Raw genomic sequence first — 18,047 nt, 5'->3', positions numbered from 1 at the left:
AGTATTTAAGATGTCGATGAAAGATTTACTGCTCTCTTTCAAGGGGAGAATTGGTCGTAAGACTTACTGGATTTGGAATGTTTTCTACTATGTAGCGATTACTGGTTTTGCTTCCGGTATTTCTGTTCTGTTCCCTGCATATTCCTATATCCTGCTACCAATCTTCCTACTGTTGCTGGTTATCCCAGATCTTGCGGTCACCGCCAAGCGTTGGCATGACCGTAATAAGTCGAATTACTGGCTATTGTTGAATGTGCCACTCGTGCTTGGACGTTTGGCTTCGCCAATGGTAGCAACGACCACAGAATCGGTATCGCCAATTCACATGGCAGCAACGGTTGCAGCATTAGTATGTGGTTTATGGATTTTGATTGAATGTGGATTGCTCAAGGGAACTGAAGGCCGTAATGATTACGGTGACGACCCAGTGTAAAGATTGAATGATTGAGAAATAAGAAGGGAGCATTGTGCTCCCTTTTTTTTAAGGCGTTTTTCTTTGAATAGGTTTTTGTCGCTAGTCCATTTCAACGGTTAGTACATTTAAACAGCTAGTACATTTTAACGGTTAGTACATTTTTGGCTCTGTATTTGGCCTGAAAGGCACGACATTTTCAGGCAGAGATTCTTCAAAATCGCAGCGGCCTTTGAGTGCATCTTGGAATTTACAGACCTGACAGCGCAGCTCTTGCATCAGAACAACATTAGCGTGATGTGGATTCTTGCAGCGGCTGACGACTAAATCGATATGACTTTGTTGAGCGCGAAGCCTGTTTTGCATGGTCTCTGAGGCTGAGCAAATCATCTGTTCGCACATCTCGTGTTTGAATTGATCGAATGCTTTCGGATCGCTTTTCGCGAGTTGGACCAGTTCATCAAAAGGGGGCAGTTTTTGATTGGGCTGTGGATGTGCCATGATTCCTTCCTTAGCATTAAGCATGTTTCATATGCTTTAAGCTTAAGAAAGAAATTTGTACAAATTTTAATCTATTGGTGTTTTCTCAATATTGAGACAGGATCAGTAACTTGGCGTTAGGGTATAAGTACAACGACGCTCGCCAGTAATGATGTGTTCAGTGCGGCTCACATGACATTCATCTTTGAGTAACTCAGTAAATACATTGAGCTCAGATTGGCAGAGGCTCGGACAGCGAGTGGCTGCTTTACAGATAGGACAGTGGTTTTCGATCAAGATGTAGTTATCACCTTGTTCTTGAAGTTCAGCCATGTAGCCTTCTTCTTCGCGAAGTTGAGTGAGTTTTTCAAGCTTACTGATCAGATTATTACAGTCGGATAGAGCGGCTTGATATTGCTTAAGAGTGTGCTGTTCACGCTCAGCTGCAACTTTGGCTAAGCCTTCTTTGCCAAATAGGTTTTCGACAGCATCAATCACTTGAATGGTGAGTTCGCCGTGTCGATCTGAAAATTGGCTATGGCCTTGTTGAGTCAAAGACCAGTGGCGGGTAGGGCGTCCTACTTTTACTTTTACGTCATGAAACGCAAGAATACCGTTATCTTCCAAACTTTGTAGGTGCTGTCTTGCACCCATCGTCGTCATGCCAAATTCTTCTGACAATTGTTTCGCGGTTACCGCGCCTTGACGCTTAATGGTTTGTAAGATTTTGTCGCTTGTTTTCATACTATCCCTACCTCATGAACCTTACTATTATGGGGCAAGGTGTTTATAAAGCAAACCATTTACTATATTGATGGTGATTTACTATAACGACAGTCAATGATGTGATTGTCGAAGACCAATAAAACAAAAGGCTGATACTTGGTATCAGCCTTCGAATGTTCTATTTAACCTAGTTTAGGTCTACAGGATATGGCCTATTACTTCTGGGTCTTTACGCTCTAGGTAGTGGATAGACTTGATGCGGCGAATCGTACGACAGCGACCACGGATAAGCAGAGTTTCTGTGGTTGCGATATTACCTGTACGAGTAATACCCTCTAGCAAGTCACCTTTGGTGATACCTGTTGCAGAGAACACAACGTTATCGCTGCGAGCCATGTCTTCCATCTTCAGAACGATGCCTGCCGTTACGCCCATTTCAGCACAACGCTCTAGTTCAATTTCACCGTGTTTACGGTTTTCTTCTGTATCGCCTTTTACTTCATGACGAGGAAGAAGGCGGCCATGCATGTCACCGTCAAGCGCACGAATAACAGCAGCTGATACCACACCTTCAGGTGCGCCGCCGATGCAATACATTACGTCTACTTCGCTATCTGGCATACACGTTAGGATAGAAGCCGCTACATCACCGTCTGGCACTGCGAATACACGAATGCCCATTGCCTGCATATCGGCGATAACTTGATCATGACGTGGCTTAGCCAATGTTGTTACTACCAGTGTATCGAGTGTTTTACCTAGTGCTTTCGCAATGTTTTCTAGGTTTTCTGTCAGTGGCAGTTCTAGGTCAATCACGCCTTTTGCGCCAGGACCAACAACCAATTTTTCCATGTACATGTCAGGTGCTTTTAGGAAGCTACCTTTTTCGCCTGCAGCCAATACAGCCAATGCATTTGATTGGCCCATTGCTGTCATGCGTGTCCCTTCAATTGGGTCAACGGCGATATCTACTGCATCACCGCCAATACCGACGTTTTCGCCGATGTATAGCATAGGTGCATCATCGATTTCACCTTCGCCGATAACGATCTCGCCGCTAATTTCGGTTTTGTTCAGTAGGCTACGCATTACTTCTACAGCAGCGCCATCTGCAGCGTTTTTATCGCCGCGGCCAAGCCACTTGTAACCAGCTAGTGCTGCACCTTCAGTGACACGAGAGAATGACATTGCTAAATCGCGTTTCATGCGGACTCCAAAATTTTCAAAAGGGGAATAGAAATTTCGCGGCGAATTTTACCATATCCCAAAGGAAACGTTTGCCTTTTTGTTTTTTTGGGATTGCTCTTGATCAATTTGCGGGTGAAAACAGGTAATATTCATCAAAATAATCAGTCTGTTGTCGCGGTAGTAATAATTCACGTCAATATTCGGTAAAAAGCGCTGTTTTTTTCATCGAATGGCGCAAAATATCGAATATATTGAGTGTTTATCCTTGCTCTGCTGAGTAGAATGGGGAAATAAGTGGAGTAGACCTTCACCATCAAACGGATAACTTAAAGGTAGGCCAGAATGTCTTTTGAAGTACTAGAGCAGCTAGAAGCAAAAATTCAAACAGCAGTAGATACAATTGCACTTCTTCAAATGGAAGTGGAAGAGCTTAAAGAAGAGAAACAAGCACTAGCAACAGAAGCTGGTGAGCTTAAAGAAAGCCGTCACGAGCTAGAGCAAAAAACTCAGCAAATGCAGGAAGAGCATTCAGCGTGGCAAGATCGCATCCGTAACCTTCTTGGTAAAATGGATGACGTAGAGTAATTGACTCTTCAGATTTAAAAAAACGCCCGCTACTCAGTAGCGGGCGTTTTTGTTTGTGTTCTTATGCTTCGTGTTCTTATGGTTTGTTTTATTATTTGAAGCTGAGTGAGAGTTACTCGACCTCTTCTTCTTCAACATCCAGGTCAAGTTCGACATCTAGCGGCTCTGCCGAAAGAATAATGCCGGTGTTGTCAGCGTAGAGGTAATCTTCCGGTAAGAAGGTTACGCTGCCAAAGTTGACCGGTACGTCCAATTCGCCGACACCTTCTTGGCTCGCACCAACAGGGATTGAAGCCAAAGCCTGAATACCAATGTTCATGTCTTCTAGCTCATCGACTTCACGAACGCAGCCGTAAACCACAATACCTTCCCACTCATTGTCTTCAGCAAGTAGGGCAATCTCAGCATCGATCAGCGCTTTGCGTAGCGAGCCGCCGCCATCGATTAACAACACACGTCCCAGACCATCTTGCTCCAATACGGAGCGAATCAAAGCATTGTCTTCAAAACACTTTAATGTTGTGATCTGTCCTGCGAAGGATGCACGTCCACCGAAGTTGCTGAACATGGGCTCCACGACATCAACTTGATCCAAATATATGTCGCACAGTGCTGAAGTGTTGTATTCCATTAGTATACCTTTTGAACAATGAGCTTACTTTGAGTATATCGGTGCTTGATCCCTTTGCAATGATTAGTCTCATTTAACTCAATAGAGTTTGAGCTACGACAACCCCTGCAAACAATAGGTTAGTGACCAGTGAGCATTTCACAATCACTGGCATCATTGGTGCAATCTGCGCTGGTTTTTCGGTTTCCCAAACGGCCTTGCCATGTTTGTAAACAATAACAATGCTCAATAAAAACGGCAGGCTGATCCAGACCGGTTTTTCTTGAATCAGTAGGTAGATAGCGAAAGAGGCAAGGGCGAGCCCAAGCAGTGCAAAATGATAGTGCTTGGCTTTGCGTTGCCCTAGGCGAACCGCCATGGTGCGCTTACCACATTCACTGTCGTTCTCTATATCACGCATGTTGTTGATGTTGAGTACCGCAACCGCCATTAATCCACAGCCTAAGGCCGGAAGAAATAGGCTTGGCTCAACATGACCAGTGTGTAGGAAGTATGTGCCTGAAACGCCTAACAAACCGAAGAAGATAAATACCGATAAGTCGCCAAGGCCAATATAACCATAAGGTTTATTGCCGACGGTGTAAGCGATGGCAGCCATTATGGCTAATACGCCTAACGCGATGAAAGATAAGATGCTTTCAATCGAGGTTAAGGCATGAAAAATAAGAATCAGCCCAGCGAGCATGGTAAACACGATGTTGAGGATGATGGCTTGCTTCATGGTTTTCGCGGTCACCGCGCCGGATTGCATTGCGCGTGTTGGCCCTAGACGGTTTTCGTTGTCGGTGCCTTTTACTGCGTCGCCATAGTCATTGGCTAGGTTCGACAGGATTTGTAATAAGGTGGCAGTTAAAAAAGCCAGTAGAGCTATTGATAGAGAAAACTGACCGCCGGCGAACGCTAAACTACTTCCTGTAAGAATAGAGACGAGTGCGAGAGGCAGAGTTTTTGGTCGTGCGGCATCAAGCCAAATCAGTAGAGATTGTTTCATCGTAGGTCTATTTCTTTGTAAGTCTTCGTTTCAAACTGTGATTTGAGTATACGCCCATTTTTCGGGTAATAAAAAGCCCACTCGAAAGTGGGCCTTGAATTCGCTTATTAGCTGCTATTTCTTTGAGATAGAGCAATAAGTTGGAGTTTTGTGTGCTACAGGATGAAGCGACTTAGGTCTTCGTCTTCTACGAGCTCGCCAAGCTTAGATATTACATAAGCTTCATCAATCAGCAATTTACTGCCTGCTCGGTCTGTTGCGTCAAATGAAATTTCATCCATTAGGCGCTCCATGACTGTGTGTAGACGACGCGCACCGATGTTTTCAGTGGTTTCGTTCACACGCCATGCTGCGTCAGCAATTTGGTTGATGCCATCTTCAGTGAACTCAATGCCGACATCTTCTGTTTTCATCAGAGCAATGTACTGTTCTGTCAGTGACGCCTTTGGTTCAGTAAGAATACGTTTGAAGTCATGTGCTGATAGTGCTTCAAGTTCTACGCGGATTGGCAGACGACCTTGCAGTTCAGGGATCAGATCTGATGGCTTAGCCACTTGGAATGCACCTGATGTGATAAATAAGATGTGGTCAGTTTTAACCATGCCGTGCTTCGTTGATACTGTGCTGCCTTCGATTAGAGGCAGTAGGTCGCGCTGAACACCTTCGCGAGATACGTCTGGGCCTGAGCTGTCGCCACGCTTACAGATTTTGTCGATCTCATCGATGAATACGATGCCGTTGTTTTCAGCGTTGAAGATCGCGCTCTCTTTTAGCTCTTCTTGGTTCACAAGCTTCGCAGCTTCTTCTTCAGTCAGTGCTTTGAATGCATCTTTGATTTTCATCTTACGCTTTTTCTTGGTGTCGCCCGCTAGGTTTTGGAACATGCCTTGCAGCTGGTTGGTCATCTCTTCCATACCTGGAGGTGACATGATTTCAACGCCCATTTGCGGTGCGGCTACATCGACTTCGATCTCTTTGTCGTCTAGCTTACCTTCACGCAGTTTCTTGCGGAAAATCTGACGAGTGTTTGAAGAGGTGGTGTCTTCAGTTGATTGCTCGTTCTGACCCCAAGCATCACGTGCTGGTGGTAGAAGGGCATCAAGAATGCGTTCTTCAGCTTGTTCTTCAGCGCGGTACTGTACTTTTTCCATCGCTTGTTGATGCGTCATCTTGATCGCAACGTCCGTTAGATCACGGATGATGGTCTCAACTTCTTTACCAACGTAGCCCACTTCGGTGAACTTAGTTGCTTCTACCTTGATGAACGGCGCATTAGCGAGTTTCGCTAGACGGCGAGCAATTTCAGTTTTACCCACACCCGTTGGGCCAATCATCAGGATGTTTTTTGGCGAAACTTCAACACGCAGGCTTTCTTCAAGCTGCATACGACGCCAGCGGTTACGTAGAGCGATAGCCACTGAACGCTTAGCGTTGTCTTGGCCGATAATGTGGCGATTGAGTTCGTGAACAATTTCGCGAGGAGTCATCTCAGACATGGTTTTTCCTTAATTCTTTAATCACTGTTGAATAGAACGTTATTGATGGAAGCGGTCGTTACTCTGGCTTTGGCAGCTCAACGGTGCTTTCTAGTTCTTCAATAGTGTGGTGATGGTTGGTGAATACACAGATATCGCCAGCAATGTTCAGCGACTTTTCTGCGATTTCACGCGCATCTAAATCAGTATTTTCTAATAGTGCAGTCGCTGCTGCTTGAGCGAAGTTACCGCCCGAACCGATCGCAATCAGGTCGTTCTCTGGTTGAACGACGTCACCGTTACCAGTAATGATCAGTGAAGCGGTTTCATCCGCGACTGCTAGCAGTGCTTCTAATTTACGTAGAGCACGATCGCTACGCCAATCCTTCGCCAGCTCAACGGCAGCTTTGGTTAGGTGGCCTTGGTGCATTTGCAGCTTGCTTTCAAATTTTTCGAATAGCGTGAAAGCATCTGCCGTACCGCCAGCAAAACCAGCCAGTACTTTGTTGTTGTATAGGCGACGTACTTTACGGGCATTGCCCTTCATTACAGTATTGCCTAGAGATACTTGTCCATCACCCGCGATGACGACTTTATTATTACGACGTACAGATACAATGGTAGTCACGAGTAGGGCCTCTTAATATTTCTTATCTTTGGGTATAAAAAGTATATGAGGATGGTGCTCGGATAATTCAAGGAAGGGCGAGTGATGTCGCGCAACTTATCGGCGGAAGTTGTAAGGAAAACTGACTAAAGGGAGTAAATAAAAGAAAACCTCCACAATGGGAGGCTTTCGGTGTTTGGCTTTTGCTAAGATTAAGGCTGCGACTATCGCTAAATCTAATCGGTGTCTTTCCAAATAGCGCAAGGTTCGATTTTCGCCCGTTGCAGCTTATGGCGATCTCGCTCTGCATCTCGCTTCAATTTGTATGGCCCTAGAACCACACGGTACCAGCTACTGCCGTCTTTTTTACGGATTTCACTCGAGATACCTTGGAACGCAATATCTAACTTGCGCGTTTCTGCCTGTGCTGACGTTTTGTAAGCGCCACACTGCATCACGTAAGGGATCTTAGAGATCTCTTGTTCTTTGGCTTTAACTTCAATCTCGCGGCTTGGCAGCGTTTCAACGTAGTCCCACTTCTCTTCAGGAGGCGGTGGAATCACTTTCGCTGGTTTTGGCTTAGGTTTTGGTTTGGTTACCACTGGAGTTGGCGGCTCAGGATCATTACTCAATAAGTAAAGTCCATAACCAAAACCACCGGCAAGGAGGATCGCCAAAAGACCACTGCGCCAAGGTTTACGGCGAGGGGCTTGTTTCTTGGTCGGTTTTTTCGTGCCACGACCGCGCTTTACATAATCTCTATTAGCCACAAGACAATTCAATAGTTGCTGATTCTATCCTCATGGTAATCCAGATTGCGCGAGGATAATAGTGCAGAAATGGAAGCGGCACATCAAAATGTGCCGCAGATTTATAAGGGTATTTCTGAGGGTTACATTCGAGGTGGTGCGGTGCTGCCTCTAACGACTAATTTAGCTTCAAGCAGACGCGAACCTGCTTGCACATCGTTGCCCTTCAATAGATCAAGCATCATCAACATCGCTTGGCGTCCAATCTCATAACGAGGCTGAGAAATAGTGGTTAGCGGTGGATCGCAGTATTGAGCGAATTGGATGTCATCGAAGCCAACAATCGATAGGTCTTGAGGAACACGTAAACCTAGCTTCTTCGCTTCTTGAATCGCACCAATCGCCATCGCATCGTTATGACAGAAGATCGCTGTAGGTTGTTCAGGAAGTGCAAGTAATTGACGAACCGCTTGCGCACCCGCTTCAAAGGTGAAATCGCCCACAGTGCTGTAAGCTGGGTTCATTGATACTCCAGCGCGGCGCAATGCTTGTTGGTAGCCTTGTTGACGGAACTTACACAGGGTTGCAGTCGTTGGTCCAGAGATTTGAGCGATGCGCTTATGACCTAACTGAGCGAGGTAATTCACGGCTTCAAATGCAGAGGTTAGGTTGTCGATGTGAACCGTTGGCAGTTCAAGCTCAGGTGCGAATTCACACGCCATAACCATTGGCGGTAAATTCTTTTGCTCAGGCTTACTGACATCAAACGGATGATCAGTGCCAAGCAGTAGCATACCGTCTGCTTGTTTGGTGAAGACCAAGTTAACAAACGAAGACTCACGCTTCTTTTGTTGACCACTGTCACCCAGTAGAACGAGGTAATCATTCTCTACAGCGGCATCTTCGATACCACGAATGATTTCGGCGAAGTAAGGGTCACAGATATCAGGAACGATAGTGATGATGGTTTTTGATTCGTTGCGACGTAAATTTCTAGCTAATGTATTGGGTGAGTATCCAGCTTCAAGTACTGCTGTCTCAACTCGTTTACGAGTCGAAACCGAGACTTTTTCAGGGTTCATCAATGCACGTGATACCGTTGCCGTTGAGACGCCTGCTAGCTGGGCAACATCCTTCATTGTCGCCATAAATTAAACCCTCTTTTAAGTTCCTTTGTCGCCTAAGTATTTAAGGCGTGAATAATTAATACAATCGGATAGATATTATGAAAGTGTTGCTAACACTTTTTTTATTGCAATATTTTATTCGTTTCATCCGTGTAAAGTTACGGCTAGATTAACAAAAATCACATGACTAGTGTGAGGTTGCTCACGAGAAATATGAAATATTTGTGAACAAACTTATCATTAGTTTTAACCCAAGTAGGTTTAGCTCAAATCTTGCGGCTCAATATCGAGTGACCAACGGACTTTTTTCGCAGCAGGTAACATATTAATTGCCGGCTTGGCACTCATTAATAACTTCTGCATTAACGAACGAGTCTGAGTTTGTAGAATCAACTGCCAGCGTGATTTGCCCGCTCGCTTGGCCAGTGGCGCTGGGGTGGGGCCTAGAACCATGCAATATTGGTCAAACAACGGATGCGATTCTAATGTATGACGAACTTGACGCAAGAACTCTTCCACTAAACGTGTGTCATTGGCTTCCGCTCTAAACAGAGTCATAAAGGTATAAGGTGGCAGCATCGCTTGTTTACGCTCGGCCAATGCGGTTTGGGCAAAGTGGTTATAGTCTTTGTGCAGCAACGCTTGTAACAAGCCATGTTCTGGATGGTGAGTTTGTAAGATAACCTCACCCGGCTTACTGGCACGGCCTGCTCGACCGGCGACTTGAGTAAACAGTTGAGCCAACCGTTCAGAGGCGCGGAAGTCACTACTATATAAAGAGGCGTCAACATCCAATAACGCCACAAGTGTCACGTCAGGAAAGTGGTGACCCTTAGCAAGCATCTGTGTGCCGATAAGAATTTGGTATTCACCTTTACGAATCGACTCGAGCGCGCTTTCTAAGCTGCCTTTGCGGCGGGTGCTGTCTCGGTCAATACGAATGGTTTTGTATTCAGGGAATAGCTGACCAAGTTGAGCCTCTAGCTGTTCGGTACCAACACCCACCGTCACTAAGTTCGCTGAACCACAACCTTGGCAATTGTGTACGATATGCTGCTGAGAACCACAGTGGTGGCAGCGCATTTCATTACTGTACTGGTGATAGGTGTAGTAGGCATCACAACGCTTACATTCTGCAGTCCAACCACAATCGTGACACATCAGTGCGGGAGAGAACCCACGACGGTTGAGAAACAACATCACTTGGTTGCCTGCTTTGAGGTGTCTTTGCATTTCAGCAATCAACGACGCAGACAAGCCACTTTCTAGATATTCACCCTTAACATCCAACACCTTATTGGTGGTCGGCAGTGCGACACCCGCGCGTGAGGTCAGGGTGAGGTAACTGTATTTACCGATCTGAGCGTTGTGCAGCGTCTCAAAGGCCGGAGTCGCCGAGCCTAACACAACCGGGATCTGTGCTTTATGAGCACGCATGATCGCTACATCACGAGCGTGGTAGCGTAAGCTATCTTGCTGCTTATAAGAGGCGTCGTGCTCTTCATCGACAATGATAATTCCCAGATCAGCGAAGGGGGTGAACAGAGCCGAGCGCGTACCAATTACAATGCCCGCTATTTTGTCTCGTGCTGATAACCAAGCATTCAGTCGTTCAGAATCGTTTAATCCAGAGTGAATCACCTCAACAGGCACATTAAAACGACGCTTAAAGCGATTAATCGTTTGTGGAGTGAGGCCTATTTCCGGTACCAAGACTAACGCTTGTTTACCTTGGTCGAGAATCGGCTTGATCATATTCAGGTAGACTTCAGTCTTACCTGAGCCGGTAACCCCCTCGAGCAAGAAGCAACTAAAATCGGTTTGGCTATTTACTGTCGCAATAGCGATCGCTTGTTCAGCATTGAGCTTCGGCTTGTCTTGTTCGTTTTCAAGTTCAACTGGCCATGGTTGGCGCTTTGGCTTTTTCTCTACCGACTCAATCCAACCTTTCTCTTCCAAAGTCTTAAGCACCGCGCTCCCGACTTCTTCACCAATGAATTCTTGATGAGGAACAGGGCCGTGCTCAAGCATGTGCATCACTTTGGCTTGCTTAACCGCACGACCAAAGCCTTGCATCAGTTGATCTCTGCCTGATGGGGTCAATTGCCACTCGACAAGCGTTGCGAAGTCGGCAGCTTTGCCTTTTCGTAAAGCGCTTGGTAGAGCATTAGCCAAGGTTTCACCCAGTGGATACTGATAGAACTGGCTGCACCATACCAAGAGTGAGTAGACCGATTCTGGCCAAACGGGTTGGTTGTCTAATAAGGCTTTAATGGGCTTGAGCTTGTCTAGCTCGAATTCAGATTCGTTAACCAGAGCTGTAACAATACCTGTTAAGGTTTGTCGTCCAAAAGGCACAGAGACTCGTCCACCAATAATCGGGAATAGGTGGTTAGGAATCTTGTAATCGAACTGCTTGTCTAGTGGAACAGGCAGTGCCACGCGGGCAATCATTGGACGCATAAAGGGACAGCTTTATCTGAGTTGACGAGAGCGAACAGTCTAATGGATAAGGGCGTTAAATTCGAGGAGCAGTTTGGATGAGAGTATCGAGTTAACGCAGGAAGATAACGAGAGCCCGAAATCTCAGGCCGACAAAGGAAATAAAGAGGCTATTGGTGAAAAATGTATCAAATCAGTTGATCCTGCCTTATAGATTCATTACTATACTGCGCCTTAAAGGTATGGCTTTATCGCAGTTTAGTGATGCAGCGGTGTCTTTATTTTATTTTTTAACTACGTGTGGTGTGCGGCTTAGAATCGTATAGCGACACGGCCTACTTGAGGTTATCCCATGAAAACTGGTATCCACCCAGAATACAAAGCAGTTTCTGCAACTTGTTCTTGCGGCAACACATTTGAGTTCAACTCAACGCTTGCAAAAGAATCTATCCACCTAGACGTATGTGACAAATGTCACCCATTCTACACTGGTAAGCAACGTATCGTAGATACTGGCGGCCGTGTTGATCGCTTCAACAAGCGTTTCGGTGCTCTTTCTAGCAAGAAGTAATTCTCGCTATTTAGACATAAAAAGGACACTTCGGTGTCCTTTTTTGTTGCCTGAAATTTAAGAAAACGCTGAATCTTATTCAGCTATCAACATATCGAAAACGACAGGCAACCCGCTTGAGTTTTGTTTCATAACTTACACCCAATACTCCATTCTCGAAATCCGCTCGAAAGTTCAACAAGCGACAGTAATTTCAACTGCTCACTGGTCTTATTAGTAGTGAAATCTCGTTTTTTAATGAGACAGAGGCTTTAACCACCTAGGAACTTTGAAGTACATCTATTAACATGAACAAGATCCCCCAAATAATAATATCCTAGGAACCTACACCTATGTCTGAAGACAGCCGCCAAGATCAATCCTCTCAAGCGTTATCGCCTCAAGAACAATTCCGTCAGCAAGCTCTTGATTACCATGAGTTCCCAATTCCAGGCAAAATTGCCGTAGAACTGACGAAGCCTGCAAACTCTGCAGAAGACCTAGCACTTGCATACAGCCCAGGCGTGGCTGAGCCTGTTCGCGAGATCGCACAGAACGTTGATAACGTTTATAAGTACACAGGTAAAGGCAACATGGTTGCAGTTATCTCTAACGGTACAGCGATTCTTGGCCTAGGTAACCTTGGCCCTATTGCTTCTAAACCTGTTATGGAAGGTAAAGCGCTGCTGTTTAAGCGTTTTGCTGGTTTAGATTCTATCGATATTGAAGTTAAACACCGCACAATCGATGAGTTCGTTGATACGGTTGCGAATATCGCAGATACATTCGGCGGTATTAACCTAGAAGACATCAAAGCACCTGACTGTTTTGAGATTGAGCGTCGCCTGATTGAGCGTTGTGATGTCCCTGTTTTTCACGATGACCAACACGGTACAGCGATTGTAACGGCTGCTGGTATGCTGAACGCGATTGAGCTTCAAGGTAAGAAGCTTGAAGAGTGTAAGATCGTTTGTTTGGGCGCTGGCGCAGCGGCGGTTGCTTGTATGGAACTGCTGATTAAGTGTGGCGCTCAGCGTGAGAAGATTTACATGCTTGACCGTAAAGGTGTAATCCATACTCGTCGTGAAGACCTGAATGAATACAAAGCGCTATTCGCAAATAACACGGACAAGCGCACGCTTGAAGATGTTATCGAAGGCGCTGACCTGTTCTTGGGCGTATCAGGTCCCAACCTGTTACCAGCAGAAGCACTCACGCTGATGGCTGATAAGCCTGTTGTGTTTGCATGTTCAAACCCAGATCCAGAGATCAAGCCAGCGCTTGCTCATGAAGTTCGTTCTGACCTTATCATGGGTACAGGCCGTAGCGATTACCCGAACCAAGTAAACAACGTACTTTGTTTCCCATTCATTTTCCGTGGTGCGCTTGATGTGCGTGCGAGCGAAATCAATGATGAGATGAAGCTGGCTGCGGTTAAAGCGATTCGTGAACTAGCGAAAGAAGAAGTTCCGGCTGAAGTACTCGCTGCTGCAGGTGAGACTGCACTGGAGTTTGGTAAAGGCTACATCATTCCTAAGCCAATGGACCCACGTCTACTTCCTCGCGTAGCAAAAGCGGTTGCAGTAGCGGCCGTTGAATCTGGCGTAGCTCGTATTGAGATGCCTGCTAACTATATGGCTTAATGCTTTAATGCTTTAATGCTTTAATGCTTTAATGCTTTAATGCTTTAATGCTTTAATGCTTTAATGCTTTAATGCTTTAATGCTTTAATGCTTTAATGCTTTAATGCTTTAATGCTTTAATGCTTTAATAGCTTAATAGCTGTTGCTCTATTGAGCGAAAAAGAATAATAAAAAACCGACTCATAGGAGTCGGTTTTTTTTATGTCTATCATTCACAGAGCAGCTACCGATAACGTAGTGGGTGATGCGACAAATAAGGTTCAGCTATAGCGAATCAATATTGAAGGCAGTGACTGAGTTGTTTTTATTCTTCGTCAAACGCTTCGAATTCGATACCCATCTCTGTCATCAGCTTTTTCACTTCAGTCGGGATGTCGTCTGGACGGTCTTTACGGAGATCTTCATCCGTTGGCAGTGGTTGGCCTGTGTACGCATGTAGAAAGGCTTCGCACAGTAGCTCACTGTTTGTTGCATGGCGTAGGTTATTAATCTGGCGGCGAGTGCGCTCGTCAGTAAGAACCTTTAACACTTTTAGAGGGATAGAAACTGTAATTTTTTTTACTTGTTCGCTTTTCTTTCCATGCTCAGCATATGGGCTTATGTATTCACCATTCCAGTCGGCCATTGCGTACCTTCATCACTTTAGTTGTTAGAATAAATTAGTAGTGGTGATTTTAGCGGGATTTACTGCCATAAGCAAAGACATATAGACGTCCAGAAGTGTTGACGTCTCACATTTATGAAAGTAAAGTGAATAACATATATCTAACACAGCCGCAGAATGCCGACAAGCCGCTGTGATTCTCAGACGCAAAACTTGTAAGGAAGCACCTATGAGCAGCCGGAAGCCAGCAACAATCGCAGTACGTACTGGTATCGAGTCAGACACGCAACACCATGCCGTTGTCCCACCCATTTATCTTTCGACTAACTATGGGTTTCCCGCTTTTGGTGAAGTGCCAAAGTACGATTACACCCGTTCTGGTAACCCAAACCGTGGTTTATTAGAAACGGCATTGTTTGAGCTTGAGTCTGGCAAAGGTGCTGTGGTGACTAACTGCGGCACTTCGGCACTTAACTTGTGGGTATCCGCTTTCTTAGGCGGTGATGATCTTATTATCGCACCACACGACTGCTACGGTGGTACTTACCGCCTGTTTAATACCCGCTCGTTAAAAGGTGACTTCAAAGTTTTGTTCGTTGATCAATCGGATCAAGCAGCGTTGGATGCGGCGATCGCGCTCAAGCCAAAGTTGATCTTAATAGAAACGCCATCGAACCCGTTGGTTCGTGTGGTTGATATTGCAGAGACTTGCCGTAAAGCGAAAGAGGTAGGTGCTCTGGTTGCTGTCGATAACACGTTTTTGACGCCGGTGTTCCAAAAGCCTTTAGAGCTGGGTGCTGATTTTGTTATCCACTCAACCACCAAATACATCAACGGACACTCAGATGTTATTGGTGGCGTTGTCGTGACGAAAACTGAAGAGCACGCTGAAGAGCTTGCATGGTGGGGCAACTGTATTGGTGCGACCGGCACACCATTTGATAGTTACATGACTCTACGTGGTATTCGTACGCTAGGTGCGCGTATGCGTGTTCACGAAGAGAGTTCACGTGAAATTCTGACGGCGCTGCAACAACAAGATCTGGTGGGCACTATTTACCACCCAAGCCTTCCTGAACACCCGGGTCACGAGATCGCGAAGAAACAGCAGTTGGGCTTTGGTTCCATGTTGAGCTTTGAGTTTGCGGGCTCTTTTGAAGCACTTAAATATTTTGTAGATAAGTTAGAGCTATTTTCTTTGGCTGAATCACTGGGTGGTGTTGAAAGCCTGATTTGTCACCCTGCGTCGATGACTCACCGTGCGATGGGCGAAGAAGCATTGGCAGAAGCGGGTGTTTCTCAACAATTACTGCGCCTTTCTGTTGGCCTTGAAGATGCGGAAGACCTAATCGACGATCTCAAGCAAGCGTTTGAAAAAACACAACGCTTTATTGCTGAAGGGGAGGCTTAATAATGGCAACCTTTCGCCAGCTACATAAATTTGGTGGCAGCAGTTTAGCGAACCCTGAGTGTTACCAACGCGTGGTCAACATTCTTAGAGAATATTCATCAGCGACGGATTTGGTGGTGGTATCGGCCGCAGGTAAAACAACCAACCGCTTAATTGAGTTTGTCGAAGCGCTCGACAAAGATGGTCGTATTGCTCATGAATGCCTGCAAACCCTTCGTCAGTTTCAACTTGAACTGATTGAGGTTCTGCTTGAAGGTGAAGCTGCCTCGCAACTAACGGCAACTATCCAACAAGAATTTACCGCTTTGGGTGAGCTAACGGCTCCCTTGAGTGAAGCACAAAAAGCACAAGTACTGGGTCATGGTGAGGTTTGGTCTTCACGTTTGCTGGCGACGTTGTTGTGCCAGCATGACTTACAAGCGGTTGCTCAAGATGCGCGTGCCTTTTTACGTGCAGAAGCGGGTGCTCAACCTGAAGTTGACCGCGCACGCTCTTATCCTCTGATTAAAGAAGCCTTGGCGCAGCATGCACATTGCCGCGTGGTAATTACTGGCTTTATGGCTCAGAACTGCGAAGGCGAAACGGTACTGCTTGGTCGTAACGGTTCGGATTACTCAGCAACCGTGATTGGTGCTCTGGCTGAAGTTGAACGCGTGACAATCTGGAGTGATGTGGCGGGCGTATACAGCGCAGACCCTCGTTTGGTTTCGGATGCGTGCTTATTACCTCTGCTTCGCCTTGATGAAGCCAGTGAATTAGCTCGTCTTGCGGCTCCAGTGCTACACAGCCGAACGCTACAGCCTGTCGCTCAAAGTGCCATGGATCTCAGCTTGCGCTGCAGCTACCAGCCGGAGGCGGGCTCTACACAGATAGAGCGAGTACTGGCATCGGGGCGCGGTGCAAAAATTATTACCTCTTTGGATGAAGTTCTTATCGTGCAACTGACCTTTGGTCACGGCCATGATTTCGACCGTCTGGAGAGTGAAGTCCTTGAAGGGCTTAAGCGTGCTCAATTAGAGCCGCTTGCTTATGAATTAGAACCCGATCAACACTGCTTGCGCCTTGCTTACACGGAAGAGATCGCTGGTGGTGCATTAGAATATCTACAAGACCACGCGATTGAAGCTGAGATTAAACTGAAAGAAGGTTTTTCTCTGATTGCTGCAGTGGGGGCGGGTGTGACTAAGAACCCGAACCATTGCTACGGTTTCTACCAACAGCTCAAGAGCTCGCCAGTAGAGTTCATCTCAGAAGCGAACTCAGGCTTAAGCTTGGTGGCCGTGATTCGTAAGAGTGAAACATCAAGCCTAGTGAAAGGCATTCATTCTCAACTGTTCCAAGCTCAGAAGCGTGTTGCGATTGCCTTGTGTGGTAAGGGCAATATTGGCTCAAGTTGGTTAAGCCTGTTTTCAGAGCAAAAAGCGGAACTTGAAAAGCGTCGTGGGATGAACTTTGAATTGGTTGCGGTGGTTGATAGCCAAACCTATTGGTTCGATGACCAAGGTATTGATGCGACTTCTGTAGGTAAGCGTTTTGATGACGAAGCGATTGCCAACAACGGTAACGACTGGTTAGAGCGTTTGGGCTCTATTCAGGGTTACGATGAAGCAGTAGTACTCGATGTAACTGCAAGTCCTGTGCTTGCTGCAAAATACCTACAAATTGCACAACAAGGTATCCACCTAATCTCGGCTAACAAGGTGGCTGGTTCTGCATCGAGCGAGTATTACCATCAGGTACAAGATGCTTTCGCTAAGATCAGCCGTCATTGGTTGTACAACGCGACAGTGGGTGCAGGCTTACCTATCAACCACACAGTACGAGACCTGCGTGAAAGCGGCGATGATATTATTGCCTTATCAGGCATCTTCTCTGGCACTCTATCTTGGTTGTTCCAACAGTTTGATGGCACGGTGCCGTTCAGCGAGTTAGTCGACTTAGCGTGGCAACAAGGCCTGACTGAACCGGACCCGCGTGCTGACCTTGATGGTTCAGACGTCATGCGTAAGCTGGTGATTCTGGCGCGTGAATCGGGTTTGGATATTGAACCTGAAAACGTCAAAGTCGAATCGTTAGTACCTTCAGAGCTGCAAGAGCTATCGGTGGATGATTTCTTTGATAAGGCTTCGGTGCTGAGCGAAGAGTTAGCTGAGCGTTTGGAAAAAGCGCACTCTCAACAAAAGGTTCTACGTTACGTAGCGCGTTTGGAGAAGAATGGTAAAGCAACCGTAGGCGTTGAAGCACTATCGAAAGAGCACGCACTGGCGAACTTACTGCCCTGCGATAATATCTTTGCGATTGAGAGCAAATGGTACAAAGATAATCCATTGGTTATTCGCGGCCCAGGTGCAGGGCGTGAAGTCACTGCTGGTGCAATTCAATCTGACCTAAACAGAATGTCTAGCCTGTTTTGATTTTCAGATCGG

At 46.1% G+C, this 18,047-nt stretch carries 17 protein-coding genes; 6 read left to right on the top strand and 11 right to left on the bottom strand.

Going from position 1 to position 18,047, the window contains the following annotated elements:
• The first annotated feature begins 10 nt into the window (after positions 1 to 10).
• The gene (locus tag L3V35_RS22200; protein ID WP_237300678.1) at positions 11 to 433 is read left to right on the top strand and encodes a DUF805 domain-containing protein; all 423 of its coding nucleotides are present in this window, start codon (positions 11 to 13) and stop codon (positions 431 to 433) included.
• 132 nt (positions 434 to 565) lie between these two features.
• On the opposite strand, the gene L3V35_RS22195 is transcribed toward L3V35_RS22200, so the two are convergent.
• The 3 genes from L3V35_RS22195 to glpX all read right to left on the bottom strand — a co-directional run bounded on the left by L3V35_RS22195 (position 566) and on the right by glpX (position 2,824).
• A complete protein-coding gene (locus L3V35_RS22195) occupies positions 566 to 913 on the bottom strand; it encodes a DUF3135 domain-containing protein (protein WP_017077594.1) in 348 nt (115 codons plus the stop codon).
• A 102-nt stretch (positions 914 to 1,015) separates the two neighbouring features.
• The gene (locus L3V35_RS22190) at positions 1,016 to 1,636 is read right to left on the bottom strand and encodes a metalloregulator ArsR/SmtB family transcription factor (protein ID WP_237300677.1); all 621 of its coding nucleotides are present in this window, start codon (positions 1,634 to 1,636) and stop codon (positions 1,016 to 1,018) included.
• Between the two features lie 180 nt (positions 1,637 to 1,816).
• Positions 1,817 to 2,824 carry a class II fructose-bisphosphatase gene (gene glpX / locus L3V35_RS22185; protein ID WP_237300676.1) on the bottom strand — a complete coding sequence of 336 codons (1,008 nt, stop codon included), beginning with the start codon at positions 2,822 to 2,824 and terminating at the stop codon, positions 1,817 to 1,819.
• A 324-nt stretch (positions 2,825 to 3,148) separates the two neighbouring features.
• Here glpX and zapB point away from each other — a divergent pair, with 324 nt between their 5' ends.
• On the top strand, positions 3,149 to 3,391 hold the full coding sequence (gene zapB / locus L3V35_RS22180) for a cell division protein ZapB (protein WP_004729696.1): 243 nt from the start codon (positions 3,149 to 3,151) through the stop codon (positions 3,389 to 3,391).
• 112 nt (positions 3,392 to 3,503) lie between these two features.
• Here the strand turns inward: zapB and rraA are convergent, their stop codons facing one another.
• The 7 genes from rraA to priA form a co-directional block, all read right to left on the bottom strand.
• Positions 3,504 to 4,022 carry a ribonuclease E activity regulator RraA gene (gene rraA, locus L3V35_RS22175; protein ID WP_017077596.1) on the bottom strand — a complete coding sequence of 173 codons (519 nt, stop codon included), beginning with the start codon at positions 4,020 to 4,022 and terminating at the stop codon, positions 3,504 to 3,506.
• Between the two features lie 73 nt (positions 4,023 to 4,095).
• On the bottom strand, positions 4,096 to 5,013 hold the full coding sequence (locus L3V35_RS22170; RefSeq protein ID WP_017080187.1) for a 1,4-dihydroxy-2-naphthoate polyprenyltransferase: 918 nt from the start codon (positions 5,011 to 5,013) through the stop codon (positions 4,096 to 4,098).
• 155 nt (positions 5,014 to 5,168) lie between these two features.
• The gene (gene hslU / locus L3V35_RS22165; protein ID WP_017077598.1) at positions 5,169 to 6,509 is read right to left on the bottom strand and encodes an HslU--HslV peptidase ATPase subunit; all 1,341 of its coding nucleotides are present in this window, start codon (positions 6,507 to 6,509) and stop codon (positions 5,169 to 5,171) included.
• A gap of 58 nt (positions 6,510 to 6,567) precedes the next feature.
• Complete coding sequence (hslV, locus tag L3V35_RS22160) at positions 6,568 to 7,116, bottom strand: ATP-dependent protease subunit HslV (protein ID WP_004729692.1); 549 nt, start codon at positions 7,114 to 7,116, stop codon at positions 6,568 to 6,570.
• 215 nt (positions 7,117 to 7,331) lie between these two features.
• On the bottom strand, positions 7,332 to 7,865 hold the full coding sequence (gene ftsN, locus L3V35_RS22155) for a cell division protein FtsN (RefSeq protein ID WP_065207417.1): 534 nt from the start codon (positions 7,863 to 7,865) through the stop codon (positions 7,332 to 7,334).
• 122 nt (positions 7,866 to 7,987) lie between these two features.
• Entirely contained in the window at positions 7,988 to 8,992 is a 1,005-nt protein-coding gene (gene cytR / locus L3V35_RS22150) for a DNA-binding transcriptional regulator CytR (RefSeq protein ID WP_004729690.1), read from the bottom strand.
• A 240-nt stretch (positions 8,993 to 9,232) separates the two neighbouring features.
• A complete protein-coding gene (priA, locus tag L3V35_RS22145; protein WP_102498698.1) occupies positions 9,233 to 11,434 on the bottom strand; it encodes a primosomal protein N' in 2,202 nt (733 codons plus the stop codon).
• Positions 11,435 to 11,765: 331 nt separating this feature from the next.
• Here priA and rpmE point away from each other — a divergent pair, with 331 nt between their 5' ends.
• Together rpmE and L3V35_RS22135 are read left to right on the top strand one after the other, a co-directional pair.
• Positions 11,766 to 11,984: a 50S ribosomal protein L31 gene (gene rpmE, locus L3V35_RS22140; protein WP_004729688.1), complete on the top strand. Its 219-nt coding sequence runs from the start codon at positions 11,766 to 11,768 to the stop codon at positions 11,982 to 11,984.
• A 332-nt stretch (positions 11,985 to 12,316) separates the two neighbouring features.
• The gene (locus tag L3V35_RS22135; protein ID WP_237291031.1) at positions 12,317 to 13,606 is read left to right on the top strand and encodes a malic enzyme-like NAD(P)-binding protein; all 1,290 of its coding nucleotides are present in this window, start codon (positions 12,317 to 12,319) and stop codon (positions 13,604 to 13,606) included.
• A gap of 304 nt (positions 13,607 to 13,910) precedes the next feature.
• Here the strand turns inward: L3V35_RS22135 and metJ are convergent, their stop codons facing one another.
• Complete coding sequence (gene metJ, locus L3V35_RS22130; protein WP_004729686.1) at positions 13,911 to 14,231, bottom strand: met regulon transcriptional regulator MetJ; 321 nt, start codon at positions 14,229 to 14,231, stop codon at positions 13,911 to 13,913.
• Between the two features lie 208 nt (positions 14,232 to 14,439).
• Between metJ and L3V35_RS22125 the strand changes: the two genes are divergently transcribed.
• Together L3V35_RS22125 and L3V35_RS22120 are read left to right on the top strand one after the other, a co-directional pair.
• Complete coding sequence (locus tag L3V35_RS22125) at positions 14,440 to 15,621, top strand: O-succinylhomoserine (thiol)-lyase (protein ID WP_029224093.1); 1,182 nt, start codon at positions 14,440 to 14,442, stop codon at positions 15,619 to 15,621.
• A 2-nt stretch (positions 15,622 to 15,623) separates the two neighbouring features.
• Positions 15,624 to 18,035 carry a bifunctional aspartate kinase/homoserine dehydrogenase II gene (locus L3V35_RS22120; protein ID WP_237300675.1) on the top strand — a complete coding sequence of 804 codons (2,412 nt, stop codon included), beginning with the start codon at positions 15,624 to 15,626 and terminating at the stop codon, positions 18,033 to 18,035.
• Positions 18,036 to 18,047 lie beyond the last annotated feature (12 nt).

The sequence above is a fragment of the Vibrio sp. L5-1 genome, from assembly GCF_021728315.1.
Lineage (GTDB): Bacteria > Pseudomonadota > Gammaproteobacteria > Enterobacterales > Vibrionaceae > Vibrio > Vibrio splendidus_K.
The sequence above is the reverse complement of the archived record's forward strand: the minus strand, read 5'-3'. Positions and strand labels throughout refer to the sequence as shown.

Excerpts from the sequence above, each read along its gene's own strand:
- L3V35_RS22200 (WP_237300678.1), top strand. The coding sequence starts at position 11 with ATGTCGATGAAAGATTTACTGCTCTCTTTCAAGGGGAGAATTGGTCGT.
- L3V35_RS22195 (WP_017077594.1), bottom strand. The coding sequence starts at position 913 with ATGGCACATCCACAGCCCAATCAAAAACTGCCCCCTTTTGATGAACTG.
- L3V35_RS22190 (WP_237300677.1), bottom strand. The coding sequence starts at position 1,636 with ATGAAAACAAGCGACAAAATCTTACAAACCATTAAGCGTCAAGGCGCG.
- glpX (WP_237300676.1), bottom strand. The coding sequence starts at position 2,824 with ATGAAACGCGATTTAGCAATGTCATTCTCTCGTGTCACTGAAGGTGCA.
- zapB (WP_004729696.1), top strand. The coding sequence starts at position 3,149 with ATGTCTTTTGAAGTACTAGAGCAGCTAGAAGCAAAAATTCAAACAGCA.
- rraA (WP_017077596.1), bottom strand. The coding sequence starts at position 4,022 with ATGGAATACAACACTTCAGCACTGTGCGACATATATTTGGATCAAGTT.
- L3V35_RS22170 (WP_017080187.1), bottom strand. The coding sequence starts at position 5,013 with ATGAAACAATCTCTACTGATTTGGCTTGATGCCGCACGACCAAAAACT.
- hslU (WP_017077598.1), bottom strand. The coding sequence starts at position 6,509 with ATGTCTGAGATGACTCCTCGCGAAATTGTTCACGAACTCAATCGCCAC.
- cytR (WP_004729690.1), bottom strand. The coding sequence starts at position 8,992 with ATGGCGACAATGAAGGATGTTGCCCAGCTAGCAGGCGTCTCAACGGCA.
- priA (WP_102498698.1), bottom strand. The coding sequence starts at position 11,434 with ATGCGTCCAATGATTGCCCGCGTGGCACTGCCTGTTCCACTAGACAAG.
- rpmE (WP_004729688.1), top strand. The coding sequence starts at position 11,766 with ATGAAAACTGGTATCCACCCAGAATACAAAGCAGTTTCTGCAACTTGT.
- L3V35_RS22135 (WP_237291031.1), top strand. The coding sequence starts at position 12,317 with ATGTCTGAAGACAGCCGCCAAGATCAATCCTCTCAAGCGTTATCGCCT.
- metJ (WP_004729686.1), bottom strand. The coding sequence starts at position 14,231 with ATGGCCGACTGGAATGGTGAATACATAAGCCCATATGCTGAGCATGGA.
- L3V35_RS22125 (WP_029224093.1), top strand. The coding sequence starts at position 14,440 with ATGAGCAGCCGGAAGCCAGCAACAATCGCAGTACGTACTGGTATCGAG.
- L3V35_RS22120 (WP_237300675.1), top strand. The coding sequence starts at position 15,624 with ATGGCAACCTTTCGCCAGCTACATAAATTTGGTGGCAGCAGTTTAGCG.